This window comes from Pseudomonas sp. GL-R-26, from assembly GCF_019947365.1.
Taxonomy (GTDB): Bacteria; Pseudomonadota; Gammaproteobacteria; order Pseudomonadales; family Pseudomonadaceae; genus Aquipseudomonas.
The window spans coordinates 1-14,177 of sequence record NZ_JAGYGI010000058.1 but is presented as its reverse complement, the minus strand read 5'-3'; the positions used below and the strand labels follow the sequence as shown (position 1 = coordinate 14,177).

16 protein-coding genes are annotated in these 14,177 nt (G+C 61.7%); 2 read left to right on the top strand and 14 right to left on the bottom strand.

The features are described from left to right. Nucleotides 1–277 precede the first annotated feature (277 nt). The 14 genes from KGA96_RS29135 to KGA96_RS29070 all read right to left on the bottom strand — a co-directional run bounded on the left by KGA96_RS29135 (nucleotide 278) and on the right by KGA96_RS29070 (nucleotide 11,997). On the bottom strand, nucleotides 278–817 hold the full coding sequence (locus tag KGA96_RS29135) for a type II secretion system protein (protein WP_046043477.1): 540 nt from the start codon (nucleotides 815–817) through the stop codon (nucleotides 278–280). Continuing rightward, nucleotides 792–1,166: a type II secretion system protein gene (locus KGA96_RS29130; RefSeq protein ID WP_046043475.1), complete on the bottom strand. Its 375-nt coding sequence runs from the start codon at nucleotides 1,164–1,166 to the stop codon at nucleotides 792–794. The genes KGA96_RS29135 and KGA96_RS29130 overlap by 26 nt, the downstream gene beginning before the upstream one ends. Before the next feature lie 4 nt (nucleotides 1,167–1,170). Continuing rightward, a complete protein-coding gene (locus KGA96_RS29125) occupies nucleotides 1,171–1,644 on the bottom strand; it encodes a type II secretion system protein (protein ID WP_046043473.1) in 474 nt (157 codons plus the stop codon). Between the two features lie 2 nt (nucleotides 1,645–1,646). Next, complete coding sequence (locus KGA96_RS29120; protein ID WP_046043472.1) at nucleotides 1,647–3,473, bottom strand: secretin N-terminal domain-containing protein; 1,827 nt, start codon at nucleotides 3,471–3,473, stop codon at nucleotides 1,647–1,649. Next, entirely contained in the window at nucleotides 3,470–3,997 is a 528-nt protein-coding gene (locus KGA96_RS29115) for a hypothetical protein (RefSeq protein ID WP_046043470.1), read from the bottom strand. Before KGA96_RS29115 ends, KGA96_RS29120 begins: the two co-directional genes overlap by 4 nt. Next, nucleotides 3,997–4,545 (bottom strand): type II secretion system protein M, encoded by a 549-nt coding sequence (locus KGA96_RS29110; protein WP_223515978.1) that lies wholly within the window; start codon nucleotides 4,543–4,545, stop codon nucleotides 3,997–3,999. Before KGA96_RS29110 ends, KGA96_RS29115 begins: the two co-directional genes overlap by 1 nt. After that, entirely contained in the window at nucleotides 4,532–5,077 is a 546-nt protein-coding gene (locus KGA96_RS29105) for a PilN domain-containing protein (protein ID WP_046043466.1), read from the bottom strand. The genes KGA96_RS29110 and KGA96_RS29105 overlap by 14 nt, the downstream gene beginning before the upstream one ends. Before the next feature lies 1 nt (nucleotide 5,078). After that, on the bottom strand, nucleotides 5,079–5,882 hold the full coding sequence (locus KGA96_RS29100) for a hypothetical protein (RefSeq protein WP_046043464.1): 804 nt from the start codon (nucleotides 5,880–5,882) through the stop codon (nucleotides 5,079–5,081). After that, the gene (locus KGA96_RS29095) at nucleotides 5,863–7,569 is read right to left on the bottom strand and encodes a GspE/PulE family protein (RefSeq protein ID WP_046043463.1); all 1,707 of its coding nucleotides are present in this window, start codon (nucleotides 7,567–7,569) and stop codon (nucleotides 5,863–5,865) included. Before KGA96_RS29095 ends, KGA96_RS29100 begins: the two co-directional genes overlap by 20 nt. 83 nt (nucleotides 7,570–7,652) lie before the next feature. Then, complete coding sequence (locus KGA96_RS29090) at nucleotides 7,653–8,186, bottom strand: response regulator (RefSeq protein WP_046043462.1); 534 nt, start codon at nucleotides 8,184–8,186, stop codon at nucleotides 7,653–7,655. Nucleotides 8,187–8,551: 365 nt separating this feature from the next. Next, nucleotides 8,552–10,102 (bottom strand): ABC transporter substrate-binding protein, encoded by a 1,551-nt coding sequence (locus KGA96_RS29085; protein WP_046043460.1) that lies wholly within the window; start codon nucleotides 10,100–10,102, stop codon nucleotides 8,552–8,554. A 9-nt stretch (nucleotides 10,103–10,111) separates the two neighbouring features. After that, nucleotides 10,112–10,534, bottom strand: a complete 423-nt coding sequence (locus KGA96_RS29080; RefSeq protein WP_046043458.1) for a hypothetical protein — start codon at nucleotides 10,532–10,534, stop codon at nucleotides 10,112–10,114. After that, entirely contained in the window at nucleotides 10,531–11,187 is a 657-nt protein-coding gene (locus tag KGA96_RS29075) for an SCO family protein (RefSeq protein ID WP_046043457.1), read from the bottom strand. Before KGA96_RS29075 ends, KGA96_RS29080 begins: the two co-directional genes overlap by 4 nt. A 201-nt stretch (nucleotides 11,188–11,388) precedes the next feature. Next, nucleotides 11,389–11,997: a lytic transglycosylase domain-containing protein gene (locus tag KGA96_RS29070; protein WP_046043456.1), complete on the bottom strand. Its 609-nt coding sequence runs from the start codon at nucleotides 11,995–11,997 to the stop codon at nucleotides 11,389–11,391. A gap of 218 nt (nucleotides 11,998–12,215) precedes the next feature. Here KGA96_RS29070 and gspG point away from each other — a divergent pair, with 218 nt between their 5' ends. Further along, nucleotides 12,216–12,650 carry a type II secretion system major pseudopilin GspG gene (gspG, locus tag KGA96_RS29065; RefSeq protein WP_046043455.1) on the top strand — a complete coding sequence of 145 codons (435 nt, stop codon included), beginning with the start codon at nucleotides 12,216–12,218 and terminating at the stop codon, nucleotides 12,648–12,650. A gap of 14 nt (nucleotides 12,651–12,664) precedes the next feature. Beyond that, on the top strand, nucleotides 12,665–13,852 hold the full coding sequence (locus KGA96_RS29060; RefSeq protein WP_046043530.1) for a type II secretion system F family protein: 1,188 nt from the start codon (nucleotides 12,665–12,667) through the stop codon (nucleotides 13,850–13,852). Nucleotides 13,853–14,177 lie beyond the last annotated feature (325 nt).

Below are 14,177 nucleotides of genomic sequence, written 5' to 3'. Positions count from 1 at the left end.
CTTGATCATCTTCACGACTTGCAGCTTGAAGCTGTCGTCGAATGTCCTGCGTTTGTCGGTCATGAAACACTCCTCGATAGATGCATTTTCCACTTATCGAGGTGTCCGGGGAAATTAGACCACCACATTTGGTTACTTTTGGGGCGTTTGCCAAAAGTGACCCGCTGTAAGAGCGGAACCATAAGCCGCCGTTACCGCAGCAACGGATATGTACTCAATCAACCAAGAACCTGGTCAGCCCGAAGGCCGCCTTCAAAAGCAAACCCGCTCCCAAGGTTCAAGGCTGCAATGCCTGGGGCCCGGTGGACTGTTCTTTCGGTGGTCCGCTGGTGCCATCGAGGACAACTTTCTCGGCCACGAACTGCCAGTCCTTGTAGCTGGCCATGCCCTTGAAGTCCGTCCACTGGCTGGGAAAGTTCTCTTGCTTGAGCGGCTTCTGTTCGGACGGGCAGTACACACCGCTGATCCGCCCGTTCAAATCACGCATCAACTCCCACTCGCCACCTGTCATCGGCTCCGGGTACAACTGCCGCAGATGGTGCCTGGCAGTCGGGAAACGCTCGTCCTGCAACAGGTCCGTAAGTTCTTTCGGGTACTGGGCCATACCGGGCGAACTGCGGTAATAGCTGCGCAACGCCTGGGCATATTGCGTACCGGCCCAGAGCAACTGGATTTCGCGATCCCGGCGCGAAGCGGTGGCCCATAACTCGCCGGCACTGGCCAGGCCCATGCCTATCACGACGATCAGAAACAGCACACCCAAGTAGGTAAAGCCATCCTGGTTCGAAGGCTTACCACTCGGAATACAGGCTGCCATCACGCGCCCTCCCTCTGGCTCCACTCTTGATATCGGCCACCCCGCCTGCCACGCCATCCGGTGGCGCGACCATGACCCAGGTGTCCTTGCGCTCGGCAATCGGGTCCAGCGGCTGGTTGCGCAGGTAGCGCAGTTCGACCAGCTGTTCGATGGAATCGGGATAACGCCCGGTGTCCCCGTAGTAGTGATCCAGTGCCTCGCGCATGGACGACAGACTCTGGTGCAGAGTGGTCTCCTTGGAGGCCTCGAGGCTGCTGAAGTAGCGTGGCAAGGCGATCGTCATCAGAGTCGCGATGATTGCCAGAACCACCATCAGTTCAATCAGGGTAAAGCCCTTTTGCCGACGCATATGCTCACCACTCTCGGTAGGCGATGCCATTGAGACCCTTGCCGCGTACCTTGGAGTAAACGTCAAAGACGTCCTGGCCCTCCCGCGGGTTCTCAGCCGAACTGTCGTAGGAACGCAGGCCCCAGCCGCCGCCGTCGTCACGCTTGACGGCTGCCAGCGGGTCACGGGGGATGCGCCGCAGGAAATAGAACTTGGCGCCCTTGGGACTGCGCACATCACGCACCCCCTCGACCAGCACTTGCAGGTTCGGCGGGTAGCCGCTGCTGTCGAGCGACTTCTCGATGTAGCCGGCGTCGAAGGCTTGTTTGTAGGCGTCGATGGCATCGCGGATCTGGTACAGCGCGGTCCGCAGGTCCTGCTCCTTGCCCCGGCGCACCACGGTCTCGGTCAGCGGTGCGGCCATGCCGGCCAGCAGGCCGACCAGGGCAAGCGTCACCACGACTTCGACCAGGGTAAAACCGCGTTGCGAGGCGTTCATGATCAAGGCTTCCCGACGGTAACGGTGGTGGCGATCGGTGCGCTCATGGGGTTGGTCTGAACCGTCGTGCTCATCGAACGATCCGGTGCCTGGATGTGCATGCTGGTTTCGGTACCGGTCGGGAACTCCATGTCAGACGGGCTCTGGTACGGCAGGTTGCGCACGATCCGCGGGGTGATCGACAGCACCAGTTCGGATTTGCTGACGTCGTCCTTGTTGCTGCCGAACAGGCGACCCAGGCCGGGAATGTCGCCAAGGCCGGGAATCTTGTTGCCGGTGGCGCCGTGGTCGTTGCGCACGAGCCCTGCGAGGATCTGGGTTTCGCCGTCATGCAGACGCAAGGTGGTCTGGGCGTTGCGGGTATCGACCTGGACCGGAATGGTGCCCTGTGCGGTCGGCGTCAGCGGCGTGGCGTTACTGACTTCCAGCGCGATCTTGATCGCCACTTCGTTGTTCAGGTGCACGATGGGTTGCACTTCGAGCTTGAGACCGACGTCAAGGTAGGTCACGCTTTCGGTGATCACCGGGCCCTGGGTCGAAGGCACCGAGGTGGCGCTGATGATCGGCACGCGCTGACCGATGTGGATGCGCGCCTGCTCGCGGTTGCTCACCCGAATCACAGGGCTGGCCAGGGTATTGATGTCCTTGTCCTGGGCATTGATCTTGGCCTGCGGCGATGGCGAGATGGTAATCCGGCTGGAGTCGATGCCTTTGAGTTGATCAAGAATGCTCACCGCCGAGCCGTCGCTGTTGACCACGCCGAAGGTGTTGGGCCATTGCAGGCCAAGGTCGAGAATGCGTTGACGGGCGACTTCCATCACTTCCACTTCCAGCACCACTTCCGGATTGGACTGATCCTGCGATTGCAGGAGTTTTTCCGCCATGCGCACCGCGTCACCGGTATCGCGCATGGTCAGAGTGTTGAGGCGCTCATCGACAAACACGTCGCGGGTCTTGAGCATGGTCTTGATCATGTTCAGCGCCGTGTTGGCATCGATGCTGGTCAGGTAGAAGGTGCGCATCACCAGCTCTTGGTAATCCTTGATCTTCTGCGGCGAGTCCGGGTAGATCAGCACGGTGTTTTCATTCACCACTTTCTGATGCAGCTGGTTCTGTTGCAGCAGCAGTTCCACGGCGTCTTCGATACGCACGTCACGTACGAAGATCGTGGCTTTCATATCCGGGCGCAGGTCCTTGTCGAAGATGAAGTTCAGGCCGGCGACCTGGGACAGCACTTCGAAAATGGTCTTGAGGTTGGCATCGCGAAATTCCAGGGTCACCGGCCGGTCAAGGCGCGTGCGCAGTTGCGGGTACTGCACCACGTTGCGGCTCTGCACCAGGCGGATGCTGTCTTGCAATTCCAGGGCGCCGTCGTTCTTCGGGTCCAGTTCTAGAATCTGTTTGACCTGGCGGTCGGCACCGTAGATGTCACCGCGACGCAGGTCGCCACGGGCCAGTTCGAGTTTCTCATCCATGCTGCGCAGGTAGTCGAGCTGGCGCAGGGAGTCCTGGGCACGACGGTTGTTCGGTTCGATGTTCAAGACCCGGCTGTAAGTCATGCGGGCCCCGGCGAAATTACGCTGGGCCCGGTCCATGTCGGCCTGGCTCAGCAGTGACTTCACGGCGAGGGCCCGTCCGTTGTTGAGGGCCATGTGCAGATCGGTATCGCGAGGGTTTTCGCGCAATCCCTCTTCGATGCGGGCCAGACCGGCTTCGTACTGGCCCGATTCGATCAGGGCGGAAGCTTCATCCCTGGCGACCTGCGCGGAACTGCATGCGGCCAGCCCTGCGCAGAGACAAAGGCTCATCAACAAACGGGATTTGTTCATTCCGTACTCCCCACAGACAAAGTCTGCGCCAAATGCAGAGGCAGGTAGACCAGGCTCAGTTCCTCATCGGAAATCCGCTCGATCCGCCAGGTTTCGTCGATGACATCCCCTTTGCGCACGACGTATATTTTTTCGCCGCTCTGCAAAAACACCTGCAGATCGGAACGGTCATCCAGCCTGCCGACAAACTGGAAGGGCATCGGTGGTGCAGTGGGGACTTGCACCACAGGAGTAACGACAACCGATTGTTCAGTGACGGTGCCGGGGGCCGGCGCCGCTATCCAGCTGCGGGCGGCGAACAGGTCGCCTGCCGGGCTCAGGTCCTTGATCGGTACTACCGCAGCGGCGCTCGATGCAGCCGTCGATGCGACTGGGGTCTTGCCCTTGGTTGGCGTAGCCACGGTAGCCACGGTGACCACCGCAGGGTCGCTGTCGTCGGCCTGATTGAAGTATTCGGGGAGCCAGGCGAGCGCTGCCGCTACTCCGAAGAACGCCACCCAACCCACCACTCGTTTGGTATTCATCATGACCTCGACAGGTAAAGGGTCATGCGGATCCGCCCGGTCAGGTCGGTTTCGGCGATATTCTTGCGCGAAAGCTCCACATCCTCGAGCACCACCGCCGGCAACTGGCCGAGCAAGGCGTGCAGGAAACGCCGCAGTTGCGGATAGCTGCCGCGCACCGGCAGCAGAATCTGATAACGGGCCAGGTGCGTCTTGGGGTCCGCGCCCAGGGAGTATTCACCCCGGGACAAGGTGATGCGTTCCTGGGCGGCCAGGGCGTAGATCTTGTCGATGGCCACAGTGGCCTGGGGCTGGGACGGCAACTTGCTGCGAAAATCGTCGAGCTGACGCTGCGGCACCACCGGCGCGGCCACGCTGCCGTCTTCGACCTTGGCCAGGTACTCGGTGGCTTCGCGAGTCTGCTGGCTGAGGCTTTGCAGCGACTCCCAGTCCGGCAGCAACCCCACCAGGCCATAGCTCAGCGCCAGCACCAGCATGGTCATCCCTGCCAGCCCCGGAACGCCCAGGCCTTGCAGGTATTCGTGGACGATCAATTTATGGATTTGCATCGCCGATCTCCCAGGTAGCCGACAGGCTGAACTGCACCGGGTGTTCCGGCACGTTGGCGACAATTTCGTGGCTCAGCAGCGACACGTCGGACAGCTCGTCGCTGGCTTCGAGGCGGCGGTGAAAATCGAGCATGGCTTCCAGGTCCAGCGCCTCGGCGCTGATCCGCACCTGGCCCTTGCGGGCGTCCGGGGTCAGGGTCAGCAGGGCAATGTTGTCCCGTGGCATGGCTTCGAGGGTGGCGAACAGGCGCTCCCAGGGGCGGCGCAACTGCTGGGAGACCTTGCGCATTTCCGCCAGGTTCTGCGCCTGCTCGCGGATTTGCGCCGGGGTCAGGCTGAGCTTGCTGCCGGTATCGCCGGTAAGCACCCGCTGTGTGGTTTGCAGGTGGCCTTGCTGTTGTTCGGCCTCGTTGCTCAGGTGCTGTTGCACCATCAGGCATGTCAGTGTCAGCACCACGCCTCCGGCCAGCAGGCTCCAGCCCAAGGGGCCAGCACGGCGGCGCGGCTGAAAGTCGAGCATCAGGGGGCGCATGTCAGGCCACCGCCCGAGACATGACGTACAGGCAATCGCGTACGACTGTCCGGTCTTCTTCGAGGGTGCGCAGATGCACTCCGGGCACGTCAGGCTGCGAATCGATGCGCGCCGGTGCATGCAGGTAGACATTCAACGGCCGTTCGCTGGTGGACGCCTGCAACTGGTGTTCACGACCGATCAGCGCGGTCAGCGCGGCATCGCTGTCACTGCTGCCCACCGAACGCACCGAGGTCCAGCGCCCTTCCCGGGCCAGCAGCAACACGCTGCGTACCGGTTCGGCGACCACAAACAGGAAGTCCCCGGCCTCAAAGCTCTTATCAAAATGGTTGAACGCCGCCATCAGGTACGGCTGCACCGAACGCAGGCGCAAACCGCGAGCACTGACCAGGGCCCGCAGGCGTTCGAGCAAGTCCTGTGGCAGCGCGGTGGCGATGCGGTCGTAACCGGCGGGCTCGGCCGAGAGCACCAGGCTCCAGGGCTGCGTCGGGGCACCGTAGATGTCTTCGAAACACAGTTGGGCGAAGCCGAGCAATTCGGCCGGGCTGCTGATCTGCTCACTCCAGGGCACCAGGCAATAGCGGCTGAAGTGCCCGGAGATCACCACGGTCAGTTCCGCCCTGGCAACGCTGTGTTCAGCCAGCAAACGGTCGAGGGTATCGAGGGCCACCGTCCAGGCCTGGAAGCCTTCGTCGATGTAGCCGACGCTGCCCAGCCAACGGGTTGCAGCGCCTTGGCGTTGCCCCAGGCCAACACCGCTGGCGCCGAGCACGGCGACAAATTGCTCACGAGATAAAAGTGACACGATTGATCTCCTCGAGCGTCGTCCGGCCTTGTTCCACCATCTCCAGCGCCGACTCGCGCAACAGGCGCAAGCCACGTTTGCAGGCGTGCGCCTTGATTTTCGAAATGGGCTGGCGCTCGACGATCATTTGCCGCAATTCGTCGTCCAGGTGCAGCAGCTCGGCAATCGCGCTACGCCCCCGATAACCGGTGCCCCGGCAATGCCCGCAGCCCTTGCCGTGGACGAACTGGTAGTGAGCGACCTTTTGCGGATCAAGCCCCGAGACCTCCAATTCTTCTTGCGTCGGGCTGTAAGGGCTGCTGCAACTGGTGCAGACCAGGCGGATCAACCGCTGGGCCAGCACGGCGTTGAGTGCCGAGACCAGGCTGTAGGGATCGATTTCCATCTGGGTGAATCGGCCGATCACGTCGAACACGTTGTTGGCGTGAATGGTGGTGAACACCAGGTGACCGGTGAGTGCCGATTGCACGGCGATCTGTGCGGTGTCCGGGTCGCGGATTTCACCGACCATGATCTTGTCCGGGTCATGCCGCAGGATCGAGCGCAGGCCCCGGGCGAAGGTCAGGCCTTTCTTTTCGTTGACGGGGATCTGCAGCACGCCCGGTAACTGGTACTCCACCGGGTCTTCAATGGTGATGATCTTGTCCACGCCGTGGTTGATCTCGGTGATCATCGCGTACAGGGTGGTGGTCTTGCCGCTACCGGTCGGTCCGGTCACCAGCACCATGCCATAGGGTTCGGCGGCCAGCCGGCGCAGCTGGCGCAGGGTTTCCTCTTCAAAGCCCAGGGCCTGCAACTGCACGCCGCAGACCTTGTCGGCGAGGTCCTGTTTGTCGAGAACCCGCAGCACCGCGTCTTCGCCGAAAATGCTCGGCATGATCGACACCCGGAAGTCGATCTGCCGGCCGCTGATGCCGATCTTGAAGCGGCCATCCTGAGGCACGCGTTTTTCGCCGATGTCCAGTTCGGCCATGACCTTGACCCGGGAAATCACTTGCTCGGCGAATTCGTTGCCCTGGATCTTGCTGATGTTGTTGAGCACACCGTCGATCCGGTACTTGATCACCAGGCCGCTGCCGGTGGTGCCGAGGTGGATGTCGCTGGCGTGCATTTTCAGCGCGTCGTACAGGGTCGAGTTGACCAGTTTGACCACGACGCTGGAGTCTTCGCTGATGCTGGTCAGGGACAGGCTTTGCAGGTTATCGATTTCGGTACCGGCGTCGCTCTGGGCGTTGAGCGACTCCACCGCATGGAAGCTTTCTTCGTGACGCGCCAGGTAGGCCTTCAGGTCATCGGCATGCACCAGGTACAGCGGCGCGCCTTGCAGGCATTCATCGATCCAGGCCAGGCGCGCACTGTCGAAGGGGTCGGCGAACACACCGATGACCGCATCGTTATGACGCAGCAGGATGAATTCACGCTTGAGGCATTGGGCCAGGGTCACCCGGTCGAACACCGGCGTGGAATTGAACAGGCTGTCGGTGTCGAGCACCGGGTAGTGCAGGGTTACGCCGAGGCATTGAATGAAAGGCATGGGAGCCAGTTCGCACAGCCCCCCCAGGGCGTCCAGCATCCGCTCGCCGGAACTGGTGGCCAGGGCTCGGGCCTGGGCCAGTTGTTCACTGCTGAAACGAGTCGGTGCACAGTCCGGTTGCGCCGGTTCTACGGCAAGGGATAGACGGTCCATGGCTGCTCTCCAACGCCCGGGGCTTTGAACCCTGTCGACGCGGCGAGGCATTTCGGCGGGGGCCGGAACGTCTTGTCGCGCCACTACTCCCCGGTGAGCAATTGTTCGTCGTCTGGCGCCATGGAGGCCGATGTACTTTTTCGGCGATCTGCCAGCACCCAACTACCGTCGTACAACTGCAACGGGAAACTCTCGGTCCTGCTCTGGCGTCGTTCGACAAAGCCTTCGCAAGTGCTCACCCCCGCTTTGGGTTCGCGTTGCCTGCCCAGAAGATCAAGCACTGCACGGGCCAATTCCGCCAATGGAAACGGCTTGAACAGGATATGGCTGACGCCCAGTTGCCGGGCCCGCTCACAAACTTCCGCGGTGGGGTGCCCTGTGATCAGCACGAAATGACACTTCCTGTTCTGGCGGACGGTATCGAGCAGCTGAAAGCCTTCCATATCGGGCAAGCGGTAATCGAACACCATCACATCGGGCGCGAAATCGCCAGCTTCAGCGATTCCTTGCGCTCCGTCGTGGGCAATCCGGACTTCCAGTGCTTGCGCCTGCAGGTAACCCTGGAGGTTCTCCGCCAGCAACTGTTCGTCATCAACAACCAGTACTTTGTTTAACAAGGTGGACTCCTTGAAACCGCAGGTCCGGGTTTTGAACCTGACGGAGTGCGCGCCCTGACTGGACTAACGCACACTTCATGCCAGGCTGAGCGCCGGTAATTTTAGGACTTCATGTCCTTGAATTTAAAAAACAATGCCTTTTCGTACCGCAGTTCCATCCCCCAAAAACGGGGAAAGCGACCGGATTGACATTGAATTTTTCCCCCCACTGTTGGGGAAACCCCCTATTGATCGTAAATCCGCTTGACTCGATTGCGCGAGCGCAATGGCGCCGATGCTCTCATTGCGGTTAAGCGTAGCCCTGCCGTTTCGCCAGTGGAAGTGTCTGCACCGGGCGGTATCGAGTTTCATCGATCGGCCTCCGGTCAGGGCGTGGCAGCAATGGGTTTATAGGGCGCGACCAGATAGAAACGCTGGTCCGGCAGATCCACCGTGACGATATGGGCACCGCTCAAGCCCAGGCGCCGGCCCGGACCAAAGCTCATCAGCGGCGTCAGCCCGGTATCGAAGTCATGCAGGCCTTCAAGGGCACTGACCAGCTTCTCGCGACTGGCATCGCGCCCGGCCTGCTTCATGCCTTCGCTGAGCAGCATCATCGAACTGAACGCGCCCACTTGCAGCACCGCGTGCTGGCCGCCGAGTCCCTGATGTTCGCGCAACTGGGTCAAGGCCAGGCGCCCGGCCAGGGTCCAGTCGCTGGGCACGAACGGAAAGGCCAGGAACACCCGCCGGGAAAATCCGCTGGGCACCTGCATCAGGTTGCCCGCCACCTGGTTCGAGGCGGCGAACAGGTAAGGCACCTGCCCCGCCGTTTGCAAGCGCTCGGCCAGACGGCTGAAGCCACTGCTGCTGCCCAGGTAAAACACCGAGCGCGACCCCAAGGGAAAATCATCCCCGGCCGGGTCATAGGCTTGCAGGCGCACCTTTTGCCAAGCGTGCCCCTGCAAGTACCTGCTGAGTTCCTGCGCCGCCAGCCGTTGGCCGGGTTCGTCCGGGTAGGCGATCAGCGTCGGCCCCTGAAGCACCCGCAGGCTGGCTCTGGCGTAGTCAGCCAAGGCGATCAATTGCTCGCGAAGGCCCGGCAGCGGTTCGAATATCTGCGGGCTGGCGTGGGGCGTGCCCTGCAAGGACAGCGGCCCGATCAGAGGAATACCGGCCTGTTCCAGACGCTCGGCGAAGTCCAGGTCCAATGCCGGCGCCAGCGGTGCGATCAGGGCAAACACCTGCTCCTCATCGATCAACCGGTCCAGCGCCTTTTCGGCACTGGCGCGGTCGGCGCCGGGGTCGAGAATGGTCAGGCGCAACTGCCGGCCATGAATTCCGCCGGCCTCGTTGATGCGCGCCACGCAGCCATTGAGCACCGCCGCCACCGTGATGCCCTCCTCGCCCAAGGGTCCGGAACCCGGCAACAACGTGCCCAGGTGCAGACTGTCGGGGGCCAGTCCCGGAATGCGGTCTTCGGCCAGGTGCTTGAGGTACGCAGTGAGGTTGAGTTGATCGTTCATCGACAACACGAACCGTGGCATCGTCGGATCGAGCCGATTGTTGCCCGGGTCGCGCCCCTCCTGGACCGCCCGCGCCAGGGTGCTTTCGCTGTAGGCCGGATAACTGCGGCCGTTGATGTGCTGCGGGCCCTGGCTGCTGGCCAGTCGCGACCAGCGCAGGTCCGGCGGTCGCACCTCGCCTTCCGCGCGCCCGAGGCCATCTTCGCCATGACAACTGGCGCACGGCAGGCGAGTGGCCGGCAGCAGCATGCCCGCTGCGCCGACCCGGACCATGACCGGTTCGCCGCTGGCCGACACGCCTTCGTGGTACAGCCGTTTACCGGCACTTTCGCTGAGGCTCAGCGGCAGCGCCTGGGCGGTGAGCGCGATGCCGCCGAAGAGCACCAGGCCAAAGACGAGGGCAGTATTCATGGCCGTGGCTCAGCGACCGGCCACGGGCATTGTCAGCAATTGCAAGCGCTGGACAATGGAGGCGGCCGGGGCGGCGGAACGGATTTTGCTCCAGCGCCTGTTCGCCGCGTCACGGACGATCAACCGGGTGGAGTGTTGCGCGGGGAGCGGCACGATCTGGCCGATGCGCCCCCATACAAGGTCCATTTGCACCTTGTCGTCGGTAAGAAAAAACCAGTGGGGCCCATCGATGCCCTGTTTCAAGGTGCAAGCCTTGAGTACCGCCGGCGAGTTGCGCAGCGGATCACTGGTAAGGGAGATAAAGGTGCTGTCGTTCTGGTCCTGCATGGGTGTGTCAGTGGACGGTTGCGCTACGGGCGCGGTCTGTTCATGCCTTTCGCGGGCAAATGCCCTTGAACTGCAAATGCAGTGAAAGACGCCCTGGGCGCTCATGGCTGATGCTCCATGGCGATGGCGGTGTGCTTGGCGTGGGCGTTGCGTTCGCCTCTGAGCCTCTCGACGGCCCGGGCCAGCTCTGTCGGGTCGGTGAGACCGTAGTAGCGGGTCCAGAAACGGTTGTTGCCGTCCCCCACCAGAATCAGCGGCGAGTGGTTCTCGAAACCACCGCTGTAGGCGCCCAGGCCCTTGAGCGTGGCATCAACCGACTGCGGCGTACCGGTCAGCCAGCTCCAGCCCGGTCCCTTCTGGAAAGTGCGGGCGTAGTCGTTCAGGCGTTGGGGATCATCACGCTGCGGGTCGATGCTGATCGACACCAGTTGCACCTCGGTGCCGACCCGCGCGCCCAACTGTTTCTGTACCCTGCCCATGATTGAGGACACCACCGGACAAACCGTGGTGCAGTTGGTGTAGATGAAACCCATGACCACGATCTTGTTGCTCACCAGGTCTTTTTCCAGGCTGACGACTTTGCCGTTCTGGTCCAGCAGGGCCACGTCGGCAAACCTGATTCGGGCGGTCTCCGGGCTGGCGCTGCTGGCCGACATGTCGTGCCCGGTGTGCTCGTCCGCCGAGTGAGCCAGCGCCTGGTCGATACCGAAGGCCAACAGGCAGAACGTCAGCAGGCCGCAATGCGCGAATCGGTCCATGTCAGTTTCCTCTTGGTGGTGTATCGCCACTTCTCGACAAACCGACCGGAGCAATCCGCATGCCACAAAAAAATACGTTATTAATCAGTTTGTTATAATCACGACTTGATAGGTCGGGGGATATTCCCCACCCAATCCCCCCCCCTTTCTCGCCGGGGCAACCATTCCCCACTATTGGGGAAAATTCCCCCGAGGTTTCGATCACAGCGGCGCATCCGCGGGCAACCCCTGCAAACGCCGATACTGATTCAGCACGTTGGGCACATAACGCTGGGTCTCGGCGAACGGCGGGACCACGTTGCCCCGGCTGAGCACCGCTTGCGGGCCGGCGTTATAGGCCGCTACGGCGAGGCGGATATCGTTGTCGAACATCGTCATCAGGCGCTTGAGATAGCGGGCGCCGCCCTGGATGTTGGCCTTGGGGTCGTAGACATTGGTCACTCCCATTTCGCGGGCGGTGTCGGGCATCAGTTGCATCAGCCCGCGAGCGCCCTTGGGTGAGGTGGCGCGGGCGTTGTAGCTGGATTCGGTCTTGATTACTGCGTGCAGCAGCGCCGCCGGCAGTTCGTTGGCCTTGGCCGCCGCCGCCACCAACTCGGCATAGGGTTGCGCGGCGATCATCTGCGGTTGCTGATCGAGGCTGACCACCGCCGCATCGGGCTCATGAATCACCCGCTCATAGTGGCGTCCGGGACGGTGGACATTGGACAGGACGTAGCTGCCATTGGCGTCCACGGAAACAAACACATCGGCCTGTGCGGCACCGGCCAACACAAGAAGACCCAGCAATCCGGTGGTGAGTGTTTTCATTGTTATACCTCCCCTTCCGGCCCCGAAAATTGGGGGAATTGCCCCAATGGCCAGTCGTGCACCAGCCATACGCAAGCACTGTGCCGTAAGCGAGAAGGCCCGTAATACGGGGGGGTGTGCCAGGGTCGGCAATCGTGAGCATGGCAATTGCATGCTGTTACATAGCAACTACATGGCAACTACATGGCAACTCTGCTGCCGACTGTTATGAGGTCATCATGAATCAGCGACTGTGTTATGCCCGGCGAACCCAAAGCGGGTTCACCTTGCTCGAACTGTTGGTGGTGCTGGTGGTATTGGGGCTATTGGCCGGCATCGTGGCGCCGAAGTATTTCGCCCAACTGGGCCGTTCCGAAGTGAAAGTGGCCAAGGCGCAGATAGAAGGCTTGAGCAAAGCCCTGGACCTTTACCGCCTGGAGGTCGGCCATTACCCATCGACCGAACAAGGCTTGCAGGCGCTGGTCACCGCCCCCGCCGACGAACCGCGCTGGACCGGCCCGTACCTGCAGAAAAAACTCCCGCAAGACCCCTGGGGCCGCAACTACAGCTATCGCTATCCCGGTGAAAACAGCGAGTACGACCTGTTGTCCATGGGCAAGGACGGGCAGCCCGGTGGCGAAGGCGAGAACGCCGAAGTCACCAACTGGAACTGACGGGAATGGCGACCATGCGCTTTCATCTCAAGGCCGTCGGCAAGGCCGGTGTGGTCTCGATGACCGTCGAGGCACCGGGGCACACCGAAGCCAGGCGCATCGCCGAAGACCAGGGCCTGCGGGTGGTCAGCCTGCACGCCGAGCGCCATTGGCGCGCGTTGCGCCTGCACAAGCGCGAGACGTTCAACCTGGTGTTGTTCAGCCAGGAACTGACCACCCTGCTCAACGCCGGCCTGCCGTTGATCGATGCGCTGGAAAGCCTGGCGGAAAAGGAAACCGCGCCACAAGCGCGCAAAACCTTGAGTGAACTGGTGCGCCTGCTTTACGAGGGCAAATCGTTTTCCCAGGCCTTGAGCCAGCTGTCGGCGGTTTTCCCGCCGCTGTACGTAGCGCTGGTGCAGTCCAGCGAAAAGACCGGTGCCGTGGGCGATGCCCTGGGCCGCTATGTCAGCTATCGCCAGCGCATGGACGAGGTTCGCCAGAAGATCATCAGCGCTTCGATCTACCCCTTGCTGTTGCTGGTGGTGGGCGGTGGCGTGGTTTTGTTTTTGATGGGGTATGTCGTACCGCGCTTCAGCCTGGTGTTTGAAGGGCTGGGGTCGAACCTGCCATGGATGTCGCAGATCCTGATGAGCAGCGGCATGTTCCTGCACGCCCACCAGGGCGAATTCTTCGGGGGCTTGCTGGCCATCATCGTCGCCCTCACCCTGCTCCAGCGCCAGCCAGCCTTTCGTCGGGGGCTGGACCGCCTGATCGAAAAACTCCCCGCGGTGCACCAGCGCATCTTCATGTATGAGCTGGCGCGCTTCTACCGTTCGCTGGGGATTCTGCTGCAAGGCGGCATTCCCCTGGTCACTGCCATGGGCATGGTCCGTGGCCTGCTCAGCGTCGCCTCCCGCACGCGCCTGGACCAGGCCTGCGACCGGGTGCGCGAGGGGCAATCACTCTCTACCGCGCTGGAGCTCAATCACCTGGTGACCCCCGTGTCCCTGCGCCTGCTGCGTGCCGGCGAACAGTCCGGCAACCTCGGGCAGATGATGGAGCGCAGTGCCGACTTCTACGACGAAGAAATCAGCCGCTGGATCGAATGGTTCGTGCGGCTGTTCGAACCCTTGCTCATGACCTTCATCGGCCTGTTGATCGGGGTGATCGTGATCCTGATGTACATCCCGATTTTTGAACTGGCCTCGAGCATTCACTGACCCTTTGGAGCTGCCCCATTAGAAGCGGATCCGGCCGTACGTCGCATTCTTTTTCAACGTTCCAGCCGAATAAATCGGTTCGTTGAACTGTTCATCTAGTTCCCACGGGAAAAAAAAGCAGCACATTGCAAAGTTCATCAACGTTCCAATCTGAATAAAAAGACGGAGAACGACATGCTCATCAATAAGCTTTTACTGGCAGTAGCTATTGGCGCGGTTCTGTCGGCGTCTACCGTATTGATTCCGGACAGCCTGTCCGGAGTTTCCAGTGCTCAGGCCAAGGACGGGGGTAGTGGCGGCGGTGGTGGCGGAAGTGGTGGTGGCG

What these genes read in the sequence shown, in the direction of transcription:
- KGA96_RS29080 (WP_046043458.1), bottom strand. Translation starts at nt 10,534, where the DNA reads ATGAGCGCCCAGGGCGTCTTTCACTGCATTTGCAGTTCAAGGGCATTT.
- KGA96_RS29110 (WP_223515978.1), bottom strand. Translation starts at nt 4,545, where the DNA reads ATGCAAATCCATAAATTGATCGTCCACGAATACCTGCAAGGCCTGGGC.
- KGA96_RS29075 (WP_046043457.1), bottom strand. Translation starts at nt 11,187, where the DNA reads ATGGACCGATTCGCGCATTGCGGCCTGCTGACGTTCTGCCTGTTGGCC.
- KGA96_RS29120 (WP_046043472.1), bottom strand. Translation starts at nt 3,473, where the DNA reads ATGAACAAATCCCGTTTGTTGATGAGCCTTTGTCTCTGCGCAGGGCTG.
- KGA96_RS29130 (WP_046043475.1), bottom strand. Translation starts at nt 1,166, where the DNA reads ATGCGTCGGCAAAAGGGCTTTACCCTGATTGAACTGATGGTGGTTCTG.
- KGA96_RS29115 (WP_046043470.1), bottom strand. Translation starts at nt 3,997, where the DNA reads ATGAATACCAAACGAGTGGTGGGTTGGGTGGCGTTCTTCGGAGTAGCG.
- KGA96_RS29085 (WP_046043460.1), bottom strand. Translation starts at nt 10,102, where the DNA reads ATGAATACTGCCCTCGTCTTTGGCCTGGTGCTCTTCGGCGGCATCGCG.
- KGA96_RS29095 (WP_046043463.1), bottom strand. Translation starts at nt 7,569, where the DNA reads ATGGACCGTCTATCCCTTGCCGTAGAACCGGCGCAACCGGACTGTGCA.
- KGA96_RS29125 (WP_046043473.1), bottom strand. Translation starts at nt 1,644, where the DNA reads ATGAACGCCTCGCAACGCGGTTTTACCCTGGTCGAAGTCGTGGTGACG.
- KGA96_RS29135 (WP_046043477.1), bottom strand. Translation starts at nt 817, where the DNA reads ATGGCAGCCTGTATTCCGAGTGGTAAGCCTTCGAACCAGGATGGCTTT.
- KGA96_RS29105 (WP_046043466.1), bottom strand. Translation starts at nt 5,077, where the DNA reads ATGCGCCCCCTGATGCTCGACTTTCAGCCGCGCCGCCGTGCTGGCCCC.
- KGA96_RS29060 (WP_046043530.1), top strand. Translation starts at nt 12,665, where the DNA reads ATGCGCTTTCATCTCAAGGCCGTCGGCAAGGCCGGTGTGGTCTCGATG.
- gspG (WP_046043455.1), top strand. Translation starts at nt 12,216, where the DNA reads ATGAATCAGCGACTGTGTTATGCCCGGCGAACCCAAAGCGGGTTCACC.
- KGA96_RS29070 (WP_046043456.1), bottom strand. Translation starts at nt 11,997, where the DNA reads ATGAAAACACTCACCACCGGATTGCTGGGTCTTCTTGTGTTGGCCGGT.